Annotated in this window: 21 protein-coding genes; 13 read left to right on the top strand and 8 right to left on the bottom strand. The window is 68.6% G+C overall.

Annotated features, from left to right (window positions below; all coding sequences use genetic code 11):
• Positions 1–104 precede the first annotated feature (104 nt).
• Together VD964_RS08150 and VD964_RS08145 are read left to right on the top strand one after the other, a co-directional pair.
• A complete protein-coding gene (locus tag VD964_RS08150) occupies positions 105–809 on the top strand; it encodes a hypothetical protein (RefSeq protein WP_324867398.1) in 705 nt (234 codons plus the stop codon).
• The gene (locus VD964_RS08145; RefSeq protein WP_324867396.1) at positions 806–1,594 is read left to right on the top strand and encodes an SGNH/GDSL hydrolase family protein; all 789 of its coding nucleotides are present in this window, start codon (positions 806–808) and stop codon (positions 1,592–1,594) included. Before VD964_RS08150 ends, VD964_RS08145 begins: the two co-directional genes overlap by 4 nt.
• 65 nt (positions 1,595–1,659) lie before the next feature.
• Here VD964_RS08145 and VD964_RS08140 read toward each other — a convergent pair whose 3' ends face one another.
• Entirely contained in the window at positions 1,660–2,043 is a 384-nt protein-coding gene (locus tag VD964_RS08140; RefSeq protein ID WP_109096859.1) for a hypothetical protein, read from the bottom strand.
• A gap of 34 nt (positions 2,044–2,077) precedes the next feature.
• A complete protein-coding gene (locus VD964_RS08135) occupies positions 2,078–4,231 on the bottom strand; it encodes a sensor domain-containing protein (protein ID WP_324867392.1) in 2,154 nt (717 codons plus the stop codon).
• 207 nt (positions 4,232–4,438) lie between these two features.
• Here VD964_RS08135 and recO point away from each other — a divergent pair, with 207 nt between their 5' ends.
• Both recO and parC read left to right on the top strand, forming a co-directional pair.
• Complete coding sequence (gene recO / locus VD964_RS08130) at positions 4,439–5,161, top strand: DNA repair protein RecO (RefSeq protein ID WP_324867390.1); 723 nt, start codon at positions 4,439–4,441, stop codon at positions 5,159–5,161.
• 20 nt (positions 5,162–5,181) lie between these two features.
• Positions 5,182–7,407: a DNA topoisomerase IV subunit A gene (parC, locus tag VD964_RS08125; protein WP_324867388.1), complete on the top strand. Its 2,226-nt coding sequence runs from the start codon at positions 5,182–5,184 to the stop codon at positions 7,405–7,407.
• A gap of 187 nt (positions 7,408–7,594) precedes the next feature.
• Here parC and VD964_RS08120 read toward each other — a convergent pair whose 3' ends face one another.
• Genes VD964_RS08120 through VD964_RS08105 form a run of 4 tightly spaced genes read right to left on the bottom strand, consistent with a single transcriptional unit; the run spans position 7,595 to position 10,905 of the window.
• Positions 7,595–8,608, bottom strand: coding sequence for a MotE family protein (locus VD964_RS08120; protein WP_324867386.1), 1,014 nt, complete (start codon positions 8,606–8,608; stop codon positions 7,595–7,597).
• Positions 8,605–9,291 (bottom strand): DUF6468 domain-containing protein, encoded by a 687-nt coding sequence (locus tag VD964_RS08115; protein WP_324867384.1) that lies wholly within the window; start codon positions 9,289–9,291, stop codon positions 8,605–8,607. Before VD964_RS08115 ends, VD964_RS08120 begins: the two co-directional genes overlap by 4 nt.
• Positions 9,288–10,367, bottom strand: coding sequence for a flagellar motor switch protein FliM (gene fliM, locus VD964_RS08110; RefSeq protein WP_324867382.1), 1,080 nt, complete (start codon positions 10,365–10,367; stop codon positions 9,288–9,290). The genes VD964_RS08115 and fliM overlap by 4 nt, the downstream gene beginning before the upstream one ends.
• A gap of 22 nt (positions 10,368–10,389) precedes the next feature.
• Positions 10,390–10,905, bottom strand: a complete 516-nt coding sequence (locus VD964_RS08105) for a flagellar basal body-associated FliL family protein (protein ID WP_324867380.1) — start codon at positions 10,903–10,905, stop codon at positions 10,390–10,392.
• A gap of 193 nt (positions 10,906–11,098) precedes the next feature.
• On the opposite strand from VD964_RS08105, the gene VD964_RS08100 reads away from it, so the two are divergent.
• The 8 genes from VD964_RS08100 (at position 11,099) to VD964_RS08065 (ending at position 16,503) form a co-directional block, all read left to right on the top strand.
• The gene (locus VD964_RS08100; protein WP_324867378.1) at positions 11,099–11,272 is read left to right on the top strand and encodes a hypothetical protein; all 174 of its coding nucleotides are present in this window, start codon (positions 11,099–11,101) and stop codon (positions 11,270–11,272) included.
• A complete protein-coding gene (locus VD964_RS08095) occupies positions 11,263–11,535 on the top strand; it encodes a type II toxin-antitoxin system RelE/ParE family toxin (RefSeq protein ID WP_324867376.1) in 273 nt (90 codons plus the stop codon). The genes VD964_RS08100 and VD964_RS08095 overlap by 10 nt, the downstream gene beginning before the upstream one ends.
• A 354-nt stretch (positions 11,536–11,889) precedes the next feature.
• Positions 11,890–12,612, top strand: coding sequence for a flagellar basal-body rod protein FlgF (gene flgF / locus VD964_RS08090; protein ID WP_324867374.1), 723 nt, complete (start codon positions 11,890–11,892; stop codon positions 12,610–12,612).
• A gap of 25 nt (positions 12,613–12,637) precedes the next feature.
• Positions 12,638–13,423, top strand: coding sequence for a flagellar basal-body rod protein FlgG (gene flgG, locus VD964_RS08085; protein WP_324867372.1), 786 nt, complete (start codon positions 12,638–12,640; stop codon positions 13,421–13,423).
• 41 nt (positions 13,424–13,464) lie between these two features.
• Complete coding sequence (flgA, locus tag VD964_RS08080; RefSeq protein ID WP_324867369.1) at positions 13,465–14,226, top strand: flagellar basal body P-ring formation chaperone FlgA; 762 nt, start codon at positions 13,465–13,467, stop codon at positions 14,224–14,226.
• A 61-nt stretch (positions 14,227–14,287) separates the two neighbouring features.
• On the top strand, positions 14,288–15,052 hold the full coding sequence (gene flgH / locus VD964_RS08075) for a flagellar basal body L-ring protein FlgH (RefSeq protein WP_324867367.1): 765 nt from the start codon (positions 14,288–14,290) through the stop codon (positions 15,050–15,052).
• Positions 15,053–15,239: 187 nt separating this feature from the next.
• Positions 15,240–15,803, top strand: a complete 564-nt coding sequence (locus tag VD964_RS08070; protein WP_324867365.1) for a hypothetical protein — start codon at positions 15,240–15,242, stop codon at positions 15,801–15,803.
• A gap of 31 nt (positions 15,804–15,834) precedes the next feature.
• Positions 15,835–16,503, top strand: coding sequence for a class I SAM-dependent methyltransferase (locus VD964_RS08065; RefSeq protein WP_324867363.1), 669 nt, complete (start codon positions 15,835–15,837; stop codon positions 16,501–16,503).
• A gap of 61 nt (positions 16,504–16,564) precedes the next feature.
• Here the strand turns inward: VD964_RS08065 and dksA are convergent, their stop codons facing one another.
• A complete protein-coding gene (gene dksA / locus VD964_RS08060) occupies positions 16,565–16,984 on the bottom strand; it encodes an RNA polymerase-binding protein DksA (protein ID WP_324867361.1) in 420 nt (139 codons plus the stop codon).
• Between the two features lie 155 nt (positions 16,985–17,139).
• Positions 17,140–17,559 (bottom strand): flagellar assembly protein FliX, encoded by a 420-nt coding sequence (locus VD964_RS08055; protein ID WP_324867359.1) that lies wholly within the window; start codon positions 17,557–17,559, stop codon positions 17,140–17,142.
• 211 nt (positions 17,560–17,770) lie between these two features.
• Between VD964_RS08055 and VD964_RS08050 the strand changes: the two genes are divergently transcribed.
• The coding region (locus VD964_RS08050; protein WP_414637110.1) for a flagellar basal body P-ring protein FlgI at positions 17,771–18,079 on the top strand (309 nt) is incomplete at its 3' end.

Here is an 18,079-nt window from a genome sequence, read left to right as displayed (position 1 = left end):
GGGGGTTCAGACGGTTGCTGACGGCCACGGCCATCGCGCTGGCGGCTCTTGCCCTTCCCATTTCGGGTCATGCGTCGTCCGTGGCCGTGGATCCCGCCTGTTCCGTGCCGGACACCGTGCTTGCTCCCGGTGAAGGGCTGCCGCGGGTGTCGGCGCAGCTGGCCGCCGGCCGACCTCTGTCGGTCCTGATCGTCCATTCCGCCAAGCAGGCGTCCAAGCCCGGCATCGTCGGCTATCCCGCAAGGCTGGAGGAGGAGTTGAAGCGCCGCCTGTCCGGCCGCGCCCAGCGGACCACCGTCCGGACCACCGTGCTGAGCCTGCCCGGCGAGCCCGCGCCCGCCATGGTGGCGCCGCTGGCCCAGGCGGTTGACGACCAGCGCCCGGCGCTGGTGGTCTGGCAGACAGGCACGGCCGACGCCATGCGCAACCTGGATCCGGAAGGTTTCGGCACGGCGCTGGAGGCCGGCATCGCCGAAGTCCACCGCCGCGGCGCCGACATCGTCATCATGGACATGCAGTACAGCATGCACACGGCGCAGCTGATCGACTTCGCGCCCTACGTGTCCTACATGTCCTGGCTGGCCCAGAGTTCCGACGTCTTCCACTTTCCCCGCTACGACATCATGCGGCATTGGGTGGAGGATGGCCGGGTCGATTTCGCCGACGAGGGGGACGAGGCGAAGCGGCGGTCTTATGATTTCGTTCACCGTTGCATCGGACAATTGCTGGCGGAAAGCATCGCCACGATGATCGCCCCCTCGGCGGCCATCCCTCCGGCAATAGCGCGAAGCAACGGAACGAGCCCTTGAACAAGCCCTTCAGCCTGCATCACGCCGCCCGCCTCCTGACGCTGATCGCCACCATCGCCATTTCCGCTCCCGCACTGGCCGCCGATCCCGCGGCCTCGGCACAGTGCCAGCTGCCGCGCGGAGAGACCGCCCTTTCGACGCCCCTGCCGCAGCTGTCCCGGCGCATCGCGACCGGCGCGCCGATCCGGATCGTCGCCATCGGCTCCTCCTCCACCGCCGGGGCGGGGGCGAGCGCGCCCGACAAAGCCTATCCGGCCCGCCTTGCCCACCATCTGGCCGAGCGGTTCCGCAACGCGGACATCGCGGTGTTGAATCGCGGCATCAACGGCGAGACCGACGACCAGACCGAAAGGCGGATCGACGCCGACGCCCTGGCCGCCAGGCCCGATCTGGTGATCTGGCAGGTCGGCGCCAACACGGTGCTGCGCGACGGCGACCAGGGTTTGAGCGAGCGTTCGGTCCGCCAGGGGGTGGAGCGGCTGCGCGCCGCCGGGGTGGACGTGGTGCTGATGGACCTGCAATACGCGCCGAGGATGCTGGAAAAGACCGGCGTCGCCCCGATGTTGTCCCGCATCGCCGGGATCGCCGCCGACCAGCGTGTCGGCCTGTTCCACCGGTTCGACGTGATGCGGTCGCTGGTGGAGACGCGGGGCATGGCCGTCACCGACCTTATCGGGCCGGACGGGGTCCACCAGACCGACGTCGGCTACGACTGTGTCGCCCGCATGCTGGCGATGGGGATCGAGGACGCGGTGCGCGTCCATGAGAGCGGGGTGAAGCGGTAGAGATGGCGCCTTCAGAGCCTCTCTCTCCGAGAGGTCTCCCTCTCCCCCCCGGGGAGAGGGGATTATCACCGCTGCATCATCGCGCTTTCCTTGCCGCAGAGGAAAAACACCTTCGAATAGACCTTCAGCAGCGCGTCGGTCAGCGCCTGGACTTCCGGGCTGCCCATCGCGCGCGGCTTGGCGGGGTCGACATGCAGGACGCAGCTGTCCTTCACGTCGTTGAAGGCGGCCAGCGCATGGATGCGGTCGGGGCGGAACTCGTCGGGGAAATTCTCGTCCATCAGCCAGAAGCATTGGAAGTTCCGGCAGGATTGCGGCCGCTCCTCGTAGATCGAGCAGCCCTTGCCCTGGTCGCAGGACGCGCACCATTTGGCCGAAGGCTTCTTCAGCTCCGGCACCCCCATCAGCTTGCAGCAGAGGGTGCATTCACCGCAGGTGCGGTCCGACATCACGCAAACTCCAAATCAGCGGCTCGCAGCGGCCTTAGGCCGGTGCTGGCAGGGCGATGTGCTCGTCTTCGGCGGCCAGCAGCCGCTCCACCGCCTCCGGCGGGGCCGGGCGGGCGAAGTGATAGCCTTGGGCGTACTTGCACAGACCGCGCAGATACACCGCTTCGTCCGCCGTTTCCACTCCTTCCGCCACGGCGTCGAGCCGCAAAATGGTGGCAAGCCCGGCAATGACCTGGACGATGGCGGCGTTTCCCTCCCCCGTCGACAGCGCGCGGACGAAGCTGCGGTCGATCTTCAACACATCCACCGGCAGCTTGTGCAGGTAGGCCAGCGAGGAATAGCCGGTGCCGAAATCGTCGATCGACAGCCGGACGTCCATGTCGCGGATGCTCTGCATCAGCATCCGGCATTCGTCCGGGTCCTGCATCAGCAGGCTTTCGGTCAGTTCCAGCTTCAGGCTGGACGGCGGGATCGGCACCGCGTCCAGCAGGTCGCGAACCGCCCCGACCAGATCGTCGTCGCGGAACTGGCGGGTGGAGACGTTGACGCTCATGAACAGCGGCACGGGCCGCGGAAAGCGCGCCTGCCAGAGCGCCAGCTGCCGCACCGCCTCGCCCAGAGCCCAGCGGCCCATCGGCGCGATCAGGCCGGTCTCCTCGGCCAGCGGGATGAACTCCGCCGGCGGGACCAAGCCGCGGTCGGGGTGGTTCCAGCGCATCAGCGCCTCGAACCCGGCGATGGCCCCGGACTCCAGCAGGACGATGGGCTGGTAGTGCAGGCAGAGCTGGCCCTGTTCCAGGGCGGCGCGCAGATCGGCCTCCATCCGCATGGCGGCCATCGCCTGCCGGCGGAGGTTGGCATCGAAGACGTCGATGCGCGCCCGCCCGCCGCTCTTGGCGCGGTACATCGACAGGCTGGCGTCGCGCAGCATGTCCTCCGCCCGGTCGTAGCCGGTCTGGCTCAACGCCACGCCGATGGAGGCGGTCAGCACGAGGTCGCGCCCCTCCTCCAGCGTGATCGGGCGGGAAATGGCGCGGGCCATGCGCTCCGCCGCCTCCAGCGCGTCGCCGGCGTCGTCCAGCTCGTCCACCAGCACGGCGAACTCGTCGGCGGACAGCCGGGCCAGCGTGTCGCCGACGCGGCGGCTGGTGTCGAGCCGCTTGGCGACGATGCGCAGCACGCGGTCGCCGGCGCTGCTGCCCAACGCGTCGTTGATCGCCTTGAAGCGGTCCAGGTCGATGATGATCGCGGCAAAGGGCCGGGCGCCGGCCCGGCGGTTGCGGTCAAGCGCCTGCCCGATGCGGTCGAGCAGAAGCGTGCGGTTGGGCAGCCCGGTCATGGCGTCGTGGACGGCGTCGAACAGGATCTGCTGTTCGGCCTTCTTGCGCGCGGTGATGTCGGTCATCGAACCGGCCATGCGGACGGCGCCGCCCTTTTCGATGCGCGCCTTCTCATCGCGCACCGCCAGCCCGCGCACCAGCATCCACATCTCCTGCCCGGCTTTGTCGCGGACGCGGAATTCGTGCTGAAGGTGCGGGCGCTCGCCGGTCAGGTGCAGGTTGATCGCGGTCTGCAATCCGTCCAGGTCGTCGGGCAGGACGCGCCCGAACCACTCGTCGATAGTGTCGCCGATCTCGGCATCCTCATAGCCCAGCATCGCCTTCCAGCGCGGGGAGTAATAGACCTCGCCGCTGTCGATGTGCCAGTCCCACAGCCCGTCGGCGGCCCCGGCGGCGGCGAGCGCATAGCGTTCCTCGCTCTGGCGCAGGCGCTGTTCGGCGAGCTTGCGGTCGGTGATGTCGGCGACGGAGCCGACCAGCCGGATCGGGTTCCCCAAATCGTCCATCACCGCCATGCCGCGGCAGACCAGCCAGCGCCATCGCGGTTTCCCTGTCGAATCAGTGGCCGCATCGGCACGGCGGACGCGGTGTTCGATCTGGAAGGGAACCGTCAGGCCGACCATCTGCGCCTCGAACGAGGCGTGCAGCCAGTCGATGTCTTCGGGGTGGACCAGCGACAGCCAGTCGTTCGGCCGGTTGGTCTCGCGGCTGGGGTCGCCCGGAGGCAGACCGAGGAAGTCCTTGAAGCGGGGGGAGAGGTACAGCGTGTCGCTGCGCAGGTCCCAATCCCAGACGCCTTCGGAGCCGGCCTTTTCCGCCAGCAGATATCGGTCGATGTTGGTGTTCAAGACCCCTCGTCGGACCCGTTGGCGGCCTGCGATTGGTGGGGCCTCCCACCGTTGAGGTCACGATTGTAGGGGTGGTTTGGTGAAGAATCGGTGAATGCCCTCGATGCCGGCGGTTCCATTCGTCATGACCGGTTCCCTTGGGGAGATTTTTTCCTATATTAGGATAGCCCGCCGTCTACCCTGCCACCTCATCTGCGAACGGCACCGATGGATTGGTCCGATCAGGGAATCGTTCTGTCCGCCCGCCCCCAGGGGGAAGGATCCGCCGTCGCGACCCTGCTGACGCGTGAGCACGGCCGCCATGCCGGCATGGTGATGGGCGGCCGGTCGGCGCGCCAGCGCGGCACGCTGGAGCCGGGGACCCTGGTCCATGTCCGCTGGCGCGGGCGTCTGCCGGAGCATCTCGGCCATTTCACGCTGGAGCCGGTGAAGGGCTATGCCGCCAACTTCTTCGACGACGCCCAGGCGCTGGCCGCCCTCATCAGCGCCTGCGCGCTGGTCGAGGCGGCATTGCCGGAGCGGGAGGCCCACCCTGCCCTGTTCGACGGGCTGCTCGCCCTGTTCGACCTGCTGGAAAGCCCGGCCTGGGCGGAGAGCTATGTGCGCTGGGAGATCGGGCTGCTGGCGGAGCTTGGATTCGGCCTCGACCTCGACCGCTGCGCCGTGTCGGGGGCCAACGACTATCTCGCCTATGTCAGCCCGCGCACCGGCCGCGCGGTGACCGCATCGGTGGGCGAGCCTTACCGTGACCGGCTGCTTCCCCTGCCCGATTTCCTGGCCGGGCGCGGCGGCGGCGGGCCGGCTTCGGTGTCCGACGGGCTGCGGCTGACCGCGCATTTCCTGGAACGCCACGTGCTGAACGGGCCGCTGCCGCCCGCGCGCGAACGGTTGAGAGAACGTTACGCGAACGCGGTAGCGCGCTCATCCTGAAACTGCTAGACCACATCATCATGAAGCCGCAAAACCCCGCCTCCGAAATCCTGGAAAAGCCGCTGGCCGACGCGCTCGGCGAGCGGTATCTCAGCTACGCGCTGTCCACCATCATGTCCCGCTCGCTGCCCGACGTGCGCGACGGGTTGAAGCCGGTGCACCGACGCCTGCTGTTCGCCATGAGCCAGCTCCGGCTGGAGCCGACGACCCCGCCCAAGAAGTCGGCGCGCGTCGTCGGCGACGTGATCGGCAAGTTCCACCCGCACGGCGACAGCAGCGTCTACGACGCGCTGGTGCGTCTGGCGCAGGATTTCTCCGTCCGCTATCCGCTGGTCGACGGCCAGGGCAATTTCGGCAACATCGACGGCGATAACGCCGCGGCGATGCGCTACACCGAAGCCCGCCTGACCGAGGTCGCCAAGGCCCTGCTGGAGGGCATCGACGAGGACGCGGTCGATTTCCGCCCGACCTATGACGGCGACGGCGACGAGCCGGCGGTCCTGCCCTCCAACTTCCCGAACCTGCTGGCCAACGGGTCGAGCGGCATCGCGGTCGGCATGGCGACCAACATCCCGCCGCACAATGTCGGCGAGATCTGCGACGCGCTGCGCCACCTGATCAAGCACCGCGACGCGTCGATCGAGACGCTGGTCAACTTCATGCCCGGCCCCGATTTCCCCACCGGCGGCGTGCTGGTCGAGTCGCGGGAGAATGTGATCGAGGCCTACCGCACCGGCCGCGGCGCCTTCCGCCTGCGCGCCCGCTGGGAGGTGGAGAAGCTGGGTCAGGGCACCTGGCAGATCGTCGTCACCGAGGTCCCTTATCAGGTGCAGAAGGCCCGGCTGGTCGAGAAGATCGCCGAGCTGCTGCTGGCCAAGAAGCTGATCCTGCTGGAGGACGTCCGCGACGAGTCGGCGGAGGATGTCCGCCTCGTCCTGGTGCCGAAGAGCCGGAACGTGGATCCCGAGGTGCTGATGGCCTCGCTGTTCCAGGCGACCGACCTGGAAATCCGCTTTTCGATGAACATGAACGTGCTGGGGGCCGACCATGTGCCGCGGGTGATGAACCTGCGCGAGGTCCTGCAGGCCTTCCTCGACCACCGGCACGAGGTGCTGGTCCGCCGGTCCAACCATCGCCTGAAGCAGATCGACCACCGGCTTGAGGTTCTCGGCGGCTATCTCGCCGCCTACCTGAACCTGGACGAGGTCATCCGCATCATCCGCGAGGAGGACGAGCCGAAGCAGGAGCTGATCCGCGCCTTCACCCTGACCGACGTACAGGCCGACGCCATCCTCAACATGCGGCTGCGCAACCTGCGCAAGCTGGAGGAGATGGAGATCCGGCGCGAGCACGACACGCTGACCAAGGAAAAGAACGGCCTGCTGGAACTGCTGGGCGACGAGACCCTGCGCTGGAAGCGGATCGCCGAGAGCGTGGCCGAGATCAAGAAGAAGTTCGGCGGCGGCGCGCTCGGCAAGCGCCGCACCGACGTGGCCGACGCGCCGGCGGTGATCGAGGTGCCGCTGGACGCGCTGGTGGAGCGCGAGCCGGTCACCGTCATCTGCTCCGCCAAGGGCTGGATCCGCACGGTGCGCGGCCACCTGACCGACGCGGAAGCGGAGGACGTGAAGTACAAGGACGGCGACGCCCGCGGCTTCATCGAGCGGTGCGAGACGACCGACAAGCTGCTGGTCTTCGCCAGCAACGGCAAGTTCTTCACCATCGGCGTCGACAAGCTGCCGCGCGGCCGCGGCTTCGGCGAGCCGGTTCGTCTGATGATCGATCTCGGCAACGACGTCGACATCGTCGACCTGTTCCGCCACCAGCCCGGCCGCACCCTGATGGTGGTGTCGGAGGATGGTCGCGGCTTCCGCGTCGACGAGGCGGAGGTGCTGGCCCAGACCCGCGCCGGCAAGCAGGTCCTGAACCTGGAGGACGGCAAGTCCGCCCGCATCTGCCATCCGGTGACCGGCGACACCGTCGCCATCATCGGCAACAACCGCAAGATGCTGGTCTTCCCGCTGGAGCAGGTGCCGGTGATGACCCGCGGCAAAGGCGTCCAGCTTCAGAAATACAAGGACGCCAGCGTCGCCGACGTGAAGACCTTCACGCTGGCCGAGGGTCTGAGCTGGAGGAACGGCGAGCGGAACTTCAACGTCACCGACCTGACCGGCTGGATGGGCGACCGCGCCGGCCAGGGCAAGATGCCGCCGAACGGGTTCCCCAAGAACAACCGGTTCATGTGAGGGGGGGTGGGTGGGGCGCCTATGGGTGCCCCCTCCCTCCCGCTTCGCGGGTCCCTCCCTCCCCCGCCTTCGGCGGTAGAGGGGGAGTTTGCAATTCGGCGGCAGTCCCCTCTCCCGCCGAATGGCGGGGGAGGGTTAGGGAGGGGGCACCGCTGCGAGACCTCGCTCCCTAAGAATGCACCGCGCCCTACTTCGGCGCCGTGATCGTCGCCGACAGCGGCACCCGGCGTTCGACCAGGGCCGAGGTGACCTCCTTGGCCTTCACCGGGTCCATGGCGGCCAGGATCGGGGCGGTCTTTTGTTCCTTCATCTTCTGGATGACGCCCAGCAGGACCGGCATGTCGAGTTCCTCGAAGATGCGGGCCGCTTCCTTCGGCTTCATCGTCTCGTAGATCTTCACCAGGCTTTCCAGCTGGGCCGACTGCTTCTCGTCGCCCTGGGCCATCAGCTTCTGGATGTCGGCGCGGGTCTTCTCCATCTCGGCCACTTTCTGGTCGATCCGCTTCTCGGCGGCGGCCAGCAGGGCTTCGCGCTGCTCCATCTCCTTGGTGCGGCGCTCGATTTCGGCGCGGCGGTCGGCGAAATGCTGAAGCAGTTCCTGGTTGTTGATGGGACCGAGCGGGGCCGGAGGGGCGTTGGCAGCCGGAGCATTGGCCGGGCCGCTCGACCCGCCGGGAGCCGGCGGCGCTTCCTTGCCGGGCTGGCTGCCGCCGGCGCCGGCGATCGGCTTGGTGGTGGCGGCAGGAGCCTGGCCCGGCGGCATTTGGCCCGGCGGTGTCGCCGGGGTGGAGCTTTGCGGTCCCTGGGCGAGGCTGACCGGAAAGTCCGGCAGACGGGCATCATGGGTGGCGAGGCGCCACAAATCGCCGACCCGGACCCCCAGCATCATCACCGCGACGAAGATGGTCAGCGGCAGAAGGCGGAAACGGAGGCCGCGCAGCCGCGCCCGGAGCCGCTCGGTCAGCGGCACGCGCGGCGTCGCCGGCTTGCGTGGCTTGGCCTTCGCCTTGCCCTTCTTCGCCGGCACCTTGCCCGCGGCGGGACGCACCGCCGGCAGTTGCGCCTGCTGGGCCTGCTGGGCCGCCAGCGTGGAAGAAGTGCGGACGCCGGTCGGTGCGGCACCGGCCGGGCGGATCACGACCTTCTGTTCCTGGGAAGCACCCGCCGCAGCGGGCCTGCCTTCACTGGTGCGCATGGTCATCCGAGCCCCTTACCGGCATTCTCGATCGCCTGCAGAAGTTCGCGTTCGGCCCGGGACAGGCTCTCGCCGTCTCGCGTGATGGGGTCGCGGGCAATCGGATCGCGTGCCTCGGTCTGCGGTTCGGCACGGGCGGCGGCGCGCCGCGGCAGCGCGTCCAGCCGGGCCGGCGGCGGAGCGTGGTCGTCATGGTCGTGATCGTGGTCATGGTCGTGATCATCCACGACCGGCAGGCTGCGCAGGGCCGGGCGCGGAGCGACCAGCGGCGTCTTGGCCGGGATGCGCGAGGCGAGCGCCGGCGCCACGGCGTTGGAGCGCCCGCCATCACGTCCGCTGTCGCGCCGACCACCGTCGCGTCCGCCGTCACGCTCGCCGACACCGCCCAGCCGGTTGGCCAGCGCGTCGGCCGCCTCGATCATGAACTCCAGCTCGTCCCGCAGGGTCTGCGCCTTGTTCACCGTGCGCTGAAGATCCTCGCCGGTGTCGCTGGCCGCCTTCTTCAGGGTCCGCACACCGGTCTCCGCCCGCGCCATCGCGTCGTTCAGGCCCTGGATCAGTTCGGCCATCTCGCCGCGGCTTTCGCGCAACGCGATGATCTGCCGGTTCAGGATGATCGCATAGGCGATGGTCGCGGCCAGCAGGCCGACCATCACGACGTCGATGATGATGGAGATCAGCGGACTCATAACCTCATGACCTCCTGCTTGGGCAGTTCCTTTTCCAGGCGGACGGCGATGTGCCCGCCCTTGCGCCCCATCCGCCCCTGGAACATCGACACGTCGCCGCAGCGCAGCTCGATGGCGCCGTCGGGGGTGGCGTTCAGCAGGATGCGGGTGCCGACGCGCCAGTTCAGCACGTCGTGCAGCGTCATCGTCACCTCGTCCAGCACGGCCGACAGGTCGACGTCCGTCACCATCAGTTCCGAGGCCAGGTGGGTTTCCCAGATCGAGTCACGGCCGAACTTCTCGCCCATGAACATCTGGAGCAGCAGCTCGCGCACCGGTTCGAGGGTGGCGTAGGGGATCATCAGCTCCAGCCGGCCGCCGCGGTCCTCCATGTCGATGCGCAGCTTGACCAGCACCGCCGCGTTGGCCGGCCGCGCGATGGTGGCGAAGCGCGGGTTGGTCTCCAGCCGGTCGAAGCGGAAGGTGACGGGCGACAGCGGGTCGAACGCGGCCGACAGGTCGGACAGCACGACGTGCACCATCCGCTCGACCAGATTGCGTTCGATGGTGGTGTAGGGGCGGCCCTCGATGCGCATGGCCGCGGTGCCGCGCCGGCCGCCGAGCAGCACGTCGACGATCGAGTAGATCAGCGCCGAATCCACCACCATCAGGCCGTAGTTGTCCCACTCCTCCGCCTTGAAGACGGAGAGCATGGCCGGCAGCGGGATCGAATTCAGGTAGTCGCCGAAGCGCACCGATGAGATCTGGTCGAGGCTGACCTCGACGTTGTCGGAGGTGAAGTTGCGCAAGCTGGTCGACATCATGCGGACGAGGCGGTCGAAGACCACCTCCAGCATGGGCAGGCGTTCGTAATTGACGAGCGCGCTGTTGACCAGCGCCATGATGCCGGAGTTGTCGCCGTCGCCGCCGGCGCCCTGGTCGAAGCCGAGCAGGCTGTCGATCTCGTCCTGGTTCAGGACGCGGGTCGAGCCGCCGCCGCCGCCGGCGTCGCCGCCCATGTCGCCGCTGTCCTCGGCGAGCGCCGCCCATTCGGCGGCAAGGCGTTCCTCTTCGCTCAGCTCGTCCGTGTTGCTCATCGACCGCTCCCGACGCGCATCGTCACTGAACCAGCATTTCGCGGAACAGCACGTCCTTCACCTTCACCGGATAGGCCGCCGCGGTGATGCGCAGCAGCAGCTCCTGGCGCAGGCGGTACATGCCGGCCGATCCCTTGAGGTCCTCCAGGCGCAGCTCGCGCAGGTAGACCTGGAAGTTGTCCACGATGCGCGGCAGCACGTGCTCGATCGCCGGGATGTCCTCGCGCTTGGACACCTGGATGGAGATCTTGATCTTCAGGAAGGCGGGCCGTTTGCCGGTGCTGTTGAGGTTCACCAGCATGTCCGGCAGGTCGTAGAACACCGGCGGGCCTTCGACCTGCGGCGGCTTCTCCTCGACGTGTTCCTCGGCCTTCTTGCCCAGCAGCATGTCCAGCACGCCGGAGAAGTACACCCCCGCGCCGGCGCCGATCAGCAGCAGCAGCGGCAGGATGACGAACAGCACCAGCTTCTTGCCGCTGAACTTCTTGCGCGGCAAGCCTTCGGTGGAGAGATCGTCATCGTCGGCATGCGCCGTCATGGAAATTCCGTTGCGCGAGCGAGGGAGTCCGGCCGTTTCCGGATGGGATCACCGTATCTTTCGGATAGTTAACAAGTCCTTTCAACGGGCTCCGGAGCGGTGTGACCACAGCGGGTTGGCAAGGGGACGGGAATGGGGTGTGGGCCGGAAGGCGGGCTTGCCGACCCGATGGGGGCGCAGTAGATTCAACGGCATGAGCGAAGCTGCGAAGAACCTGTTCGACAACGAGGATCTGGACGCCAAGGCGCGAGCCATCGCCGAGGCGCGCGCGCAGCTTGACTCCGGCCAGGGCGTGTCGAACGACGCCGTGAAGGCGTGGCTCAAGGATCTGGCCGCCGGCCGTCGGCGCCCGCCGCCGTGCGGGTGATCTGGTCGCCGGCCGCACTCCAGGACGTCAGCCGGATCCACGATTACATTTCCCTTTTCAATCCCAGGGCCGCGGAGCGGCTTGCCGCCCGCCTCTTCGAGGCGGCCGAGCAGCTTGAGCGGTTTCCGCTCCGTGGCCGGGGATCGGACACCGCCGAGGAACGGGAACTGACCGTGGTGCGGCCCTATGTCCTGGTATACGAGGTGCAATCCGACCTCGTGCGCGTGCTGCGCGTCTGGCACGGCGCGCAGCGGCGGCCATGACCGGCACGGTTCTTGAGTAACTCTCCCCCGCCATAGCCTGGAGTCCGTCCGGACACGCGTATCCGCCCTCCCCTCGGGCGGCGGCCCGTCTCCCGACGCCTCCGGCCCTGCCGGCGCGGCCCTCGGCGGCCGTGCGGCCCGCACCGTCTCCACCGCGTGGAGCCGAAACGCCCCGGCGCGGCCCGGCCTTGCCCGGCAGTTCCGTCCGGGTACGGCAGCTTTTGCCGGGCAGCGCCTGCCGCACCGCCCGCGCCGCCACGCATTCCCCGGCTTTCCGCAGTTGGCACGCCGGCTGCATAGGGTTCAGCGCCGATGCGGTGGTCGCAGCGGCTGCGAGAACCGGAAGAGACGACGATGGAAAACCCGATCTACATCGCCCTGTCGCGCCAGAACGCGCTGCGCCGGCAGATGGACGTTGTGGCTAACAACGTCGCCAACATGAACACCACCGGCTTCAAGCAGCAGCGCGTGATGTTCACCGAGTTCCTGCAGCGCCCGGCCATGCACGAGCAGGTCAGCATGGTCCAGGACCGCGCCGTGGTGCGCGACCTGACCGCCGGCGGCACCATCAGCACCGGCAACCCGCTGGACATGGCGCTGACCGGCCCCGGCTACTTCACCGTCGATACCGCGGCGGGCCGCCGCTACACCCGCAACGGCTCGTTCCGCCTGGACGGCCAGCGCCAGCTGGTGGACGGCAGCGGCCTGCCGGTGCTCGCCGACAACGGCCAGCCCATCGTCATCCCGCAGAACACCACCACCGTCGAGGTCAAGGGCGACGGCACCGTCACCACCGAGCTGGGCCCGGTCGGCCGCCTGAACGTGGTCACCTTCCAGCGCGAGCAGATGATGACCGAAGTGGGCGCCGGCCTGTACGTCAGCGACGAGGAGCCGCAGGCGGCCCCGCCGGAGACGAAAGTGGCACAGGGTATGCTTGAGCAATCCAACGTGAAGCCGGTGCTCGAGATGACCCAGATGATCGAGATCAACCGGCAGTACCAGCAGGCGCAGCGGATGATCGAGACCGAAAGCGAACGCATCCGCACCGTCATCCAGCGGCTCGGCCGCACCGTCTGAGCGAAGAAAACGGGAGTACACAGCCATGCGCAGCCTCGCCATCGGTGCCACCGGAATGCTGGCCCAGCAGCTCAACGTCGAGACCATCTCGAACAACATCGCCAACTCGACGACGACCGCGTTCAAGAAGCAGCGCGCCGAGTTCCAGGACCTGCTCTACCAGAACTTCCGCCGCATCGGCTCGACCTCGTCGGACGCCGGCACCACGGTGCCGACCGGCGTGCAGATCGGCGCTGGCGTGCGCGTCGCCTCGGTCGGCCGCATCCTCGAGCAGGGCAACCTGAACGTCACCGACAACAAGCTGGACGTGGCGGTCAACGGCACCGGCTACTTCCAGGTGACGCTGCCCAGCGGCGACACCGCCTACACCCGCGCCGGCAACTTCAAGCTGTCGGCCGAGGGCATCATCGTGACGGCGGACGGCTACCAGCTGCAGCCGGCCATGACCATCCCGACCAACGCGGTGGACATCTCCATCAACCCGTCGGGCGAGGTGCTGGTGAAGCTGGACGGCCAAGTGGACCCGCAGAACGTCGGCCAGATCCAGCTGGCGGCCTTCGCCAACGCGGGCGGCCTGGAGGCGGTGGGCGACAACCTGTTCATGCAGACCCCGGCCTCGGGCGAGGCGGTCGCCGGCAACCCCGGCGCCCCCGGCTTCGGCCGCCTGGTGCAGGGCGCGCTGGAGACCTCCAACGTCAACATCGTGCAGGAGATCACCACGCTGATCTCCGCCCAGCGCGCCTACGAGATGAACTCCAAGGTCATCAAGACCACCGACGAGATGATGCAGTCGGCCGGCCAGCTGCGCTGACGCCGCGCACCGCCCGACCCGCGTTCCAGGGAGTATCCGCCATGTTCCGCCGCACCGCCGCCCGCACCCTCCTCCTCGGCAGCTTCGGCCTGGCACTTCTTGCCGGCCCGGCGCTTTCTGCCGAGCCGACGGCCGCCCCCCAGGCAATGGTGTACGGCACCACCCACGCCGAGGCGGTGCTGGGCGAGGCGCTGGCGCGCCACATCACCGTCGGCCGCATGCGCCTGGAGATGGACAACCGCGCGGCCGAGCTGCGCGTCCCCGCCGGCCAGACCCCGGCCGGCGCGCTGCGGGTCGAGAACCTCTACTACAACCCGGTGCAGGCCCGCTTCGCGGCCGAGCTGGTGGTGCCCGGCACCACCGCCCGCCTGCCGGTTTCCGGCCGGGCCTACGGCACGGTGGACGTGCCGGTGCTCAGCCACCGCGTGTCGCCGGGCGACACCATCACCGCCGCCGACCTGGACTGGGTCGAGCTGCGCGCCGACCAGGCCGGAACCGACGTCGCCGCCAGCGAGGCGCAGCTGGTCGGCATGACGCCGAAGCGCGGCATCCCGGTGAACCAGCCGGTGCGCATCCGCGACCTGCAGTCGCCCCGCATCGTCGACAAGGGCGCCCTGGTCACCATCACGCTGGAGAGCGGCAACATCTCGCTCTCCACCCAGGGCAAGGCACTGCAGGAAGGCGGCAAGGGCGACGTGATCCGCGTGGTCAACACCGCATCCAACCGCGTCGTCGAGGCGGTGGTCTCCGGTCCGAACCGGGTGTCCGTCGGCCGTCCTGGCACGGCCGTTGCAGCAAGGTAGGGCGAGACCCACCCCGGCCGGCAAAAATCGCCCGGCGCACGACCGACCAAGGAACGCAGCCATGACCGCCCGCCCCGCCCTCCGCATCGCCGCCCGACTGACCTTGGCCGCCGCGTTCGCCGCCTCGCTGAGCGCCTGCAACTCGATGACCCGGCTGTCCGAGGTCGGCTCCGGCCCGCAGCTCAGCCAGATCCGGGACCCGTACGCGCAGCCGGGCTACCAGCCGGTAAGCCTGCCGATGCCGACGCCCATGCCGGCGGAGCGCAACCCCAACTCGCTGTGGCGGTCGGGCTCCAAGGCGTTCTTCAAGGACCAGCGCGCCAAGCAGGTCGGCGACATCCTGACGGTGCTGATCACCATCAACGATCAGGCCCAGATGAACAACCAGAGCACCAAGTCGCGCGACAACGAGGAGGCCATGGGCCTGCCCAACCTGCTCGGCCTGCAGAGCCAGTTCAAGAACGCGCTGCCGAGCGCCGTCGACCCGTCGAAGCTGATCGACGCCACCAGCACCAGCTCCAGCCAGGGCAAGGGCGCCATCACCCGCAAGGAGCAGATCGAGCTGAAGGTCGCCGCGCTGATCACCCAGACGCTGCCCAACGGCAACCTGGTCATCCAGGGCCGCCAGGAGGTGCGGGTGAACTACGAGCTGCGCGACCTGAACATCACCGGCGTGATCCGCCCCGAGGACATCACCGCGCAGAACACCATCAGCTACGAGAAGATCGCCGAGGCCCGCATCGCCTACGGCGGCCGCGGCCAGCTCAGCGACGTGCAGCAGCCGCGCTACGGCCAGCAGATCTTCGACATCATCTCGCCGTTCTGACCGGCGCGCCGGAAAACCCGGCGGCACGAGGCGGGTGGGCAGAAAGGGCCGGCAGAAACTGCCGGCCCTTCCTCATGGGTGCCTGGCCTGCGACAACGGGCAACACCCGCGATCCAGCGCGCGTGTTGCCCATCTGCGCCCTTTCCGCGATGATCCCGGAGGAATTTCAAACGTACGGAGAGGACGGATGCATCACCCCGAAGCGCTGGAGCCCATCGTCGCCTTCCTGCGCGGCATCGGACTGGGCGTCGAGTATGGCGACGGGGCGCACGACGGCTTCCTGCCGGGCGTGAACATCCACGCCGGGGTGATCCACGTCGATCCCCACACCCTGACCGGGTCGGGCGACCTGCTGCACGAGGCCGGGCACATCATCGTCGTGCCGCGGCGCTACTGGCCGCGGCTGGGCAGGGATCTGCAGGCGGACATCGAGGCCCTCGTCGCGGAGGAGCCCGCGAATCCGGAACTCGCACGGGCGGCGCAGATGGGCGAGTTCATGTCCCAGGCGTGGTCCTACGCCGTCGTCCGGCATCTCGGGCTGCCGATGGACTGCGTCTTCTTCCCCGAGTCCTACAACCGCGACCAGTACGAGGGGACGCACCCGATGCTGGCGTGGCTGGAGCGGGGGACGCACTTCGGCCCGATGGCCCTGGCCCAGGCGGGCATGACCGGCTTTTCCGGCGTGTACGGCCTTATGCACGACAACGGTTTGCCGACCTTCCCCCATATGACACGCTGGACGCTGGACTAACCCGCCGGGCCGGCGGGAGCGTTCGCCCAGGATGAGCGAGACCTCCATGCCCCAGCCCTGCCCGCTCTGCCACGCCTTCACCCTCACGCCGTTCGCCGAGGTGCGCGGCCGGCGCTATCTCCGCTGCGGCAGTTGCGCGGTCACCGTCCTCGACCCGGCGCAGTTGCCCACGCCGGAGGAGGAGCGGGCCGAGTACGGCCTGCACCGCAACGATCCCGGCGATCCCGGCTATCGCCGCTTCCTGGCGCAGGCCACCGACCCGCTGCTGGAGCGGCTGCCGCCGGGCGCCGAGGGGCTGGACTTCGGCTGCGGGCCGGGACCGGCCATCGCGGCGATGCTGGGGGAGCGCGGATTCGCGGTGCGCAACTACGACCCTCTGTTCCACCCCGACGCCGACGCCCTGGCGCGCCGCTACGACTTCGTCACCTGCACCGAGGTGGCCGAGCACTTCCACCACCCCGCCGCCGGATTCGCGCAGCTCGACGCGCTGTTGCGGCCCGGCGGCTGGCTGGCGCTGATGACCGGGGTACTGCGCGACGACGCGGCGTTCGCCGGCTGGCCCTACATCCGCGAGGTCAGCCACGTCACCTTCTACCGCCCCGAAACGCTGGCCCGGATCGCCGGCCGATTCGGCTGGGCGCTGGAGATGGGCGGGCGGAACGTCGCGCTGTTCCGCAAGCACCCCGACTCGCGGGAATGAAAAAAGGGCGGCCGCCCGGGATTGTCCCGGCCGGTCCGCCCTGATTCGGGGGCGGCGTCGCTCAGTCGTCGCGCTGGGTGCGTTCCATGCGCTCGTGCCGCTCCTGGGCTTCCAGGCTCAGCGTCGCGATGGGACGGGCGTCGAGGCGGCGGACGGAGATCGGCTCGCCGGTCTCCTCGCAATAGCCGTAGGAGCCGTCCACGATGCGCTCCAGCGCCGCGTCGATCTTGGAGATCAGCTTGCGCTCGCGATCGCGGGTGCGCAGCTCCAGGGCTCGGTCGGTCTCGGCGGAGGCGCGGTCGGCGATGTCCGGCTCCTGGATCCCGCCTTCCTGAAGGCTGTGCAGCGTCTCGCTCGACTCCGCGAGGAGTTCCGCCCGCCACCGCAGCAGCTTCTGGCGGAAGTACTCCCGCATCGTCGGGTTCATGAACGGCTCGTCTTCAGACGGCGTGTAATCCGAGGGCAGAAGCGGCGAGGACATCCGATGGCTTCCAACTCAAAGGGGTAATCTGAGCGGCGCGGAGTATAGGTAGACCGCCCCCTCCCCGCAACCCTGCGGATGAGCAGGGCGAAAACAGGCAAGCCCTTGGAGTCCCGAAGGGGTTTGCCGCCCGGAGCGCAGGACGCCCGCGCGCGTCACGAGGATTGCAGCTTGGCCAGTTCCACCTGCGCCCGCAGGTCGATCTCGTCGAGGATCTCCGCCAGCTTGGGATCGTCCACCTGCACCTTGCGCGACTGTACGACGCGCTGCAGGTCCATCAGCTTCTGCGCCGACAGGGATCCGGCCAGCAGGCCGTGGCGGATCTCGTCCATGATGTCGAGCATGTCCTGCGCCCGCATCTTGCCGCGCGAGGCGCGGGCGGTGGCGTCATCCACCTCCTGCAGCGCCAGCACGCTGGAAACGCCGAACACGGCGGACGCGCCGGTCACGCCGTGTGTCGCGGTGGTGTCGCCGACCAGTTGCTTGGCGAAGCTGGCGCCACCCGAGGCATCGGTCTTGCCGGTGCGCCGGACCGTGCCGCTGCCGCGAAGATTTCCGGGACCTTCGACTTTCATGATCTGCGCAACCACATAGCGGAAAAGGGCGTATTCCAGTGACGTTTACCTTTACACCCGGTCAAGGTTTGCCGCAATCGGGCAAAAAGTGCCGACTCGTTGGGGCAAAAACTGGACGCCGGTGACCCGGCGCCCCGCGAGAACCTGACGTTACGGGCTTGGCACGCCCTTCGCATAGGCTTCGGCGACCCTCTGGGAAGAGCCTATCGCCATGACACCGAACGCCATGACCGCCCTCCTCCGCATCGTCGCCCGCCTGACGCTCGCCGCCGGCCTCGCACTGGCGCTGACGGCGCCCGCCGCCGCGTCTTCCGCCCGGCTCAAGGACATCCTCGACGTCGAGGGCGTGCGCGACAACATGCTGATCGGCTACGGCCTGGTGGTCGGCCTGAACGGCACCGGCGACAGCCTCAACAACTCGCCCTTCACCGAGCAGAGCCTGATCGGCATGCTGGAGCGCATGGGCGTCAACACCCGCGGCACCAACCTGCGCACCAAGAACGTGGCGGCGGTGATGGTG

The organism is Azospirillum sp., from assembly GCF_035628975.1.
Lineage (GTDB): Bacteria > Pseudomonadota > Alphaproteobacteria > Azospirillales > Azospirillaceae > Azospirillum.
Note: the sequence above shows the minus strand (reverse complement) of the source record. Positions and strands in the feature narration are given on the sequence as shown.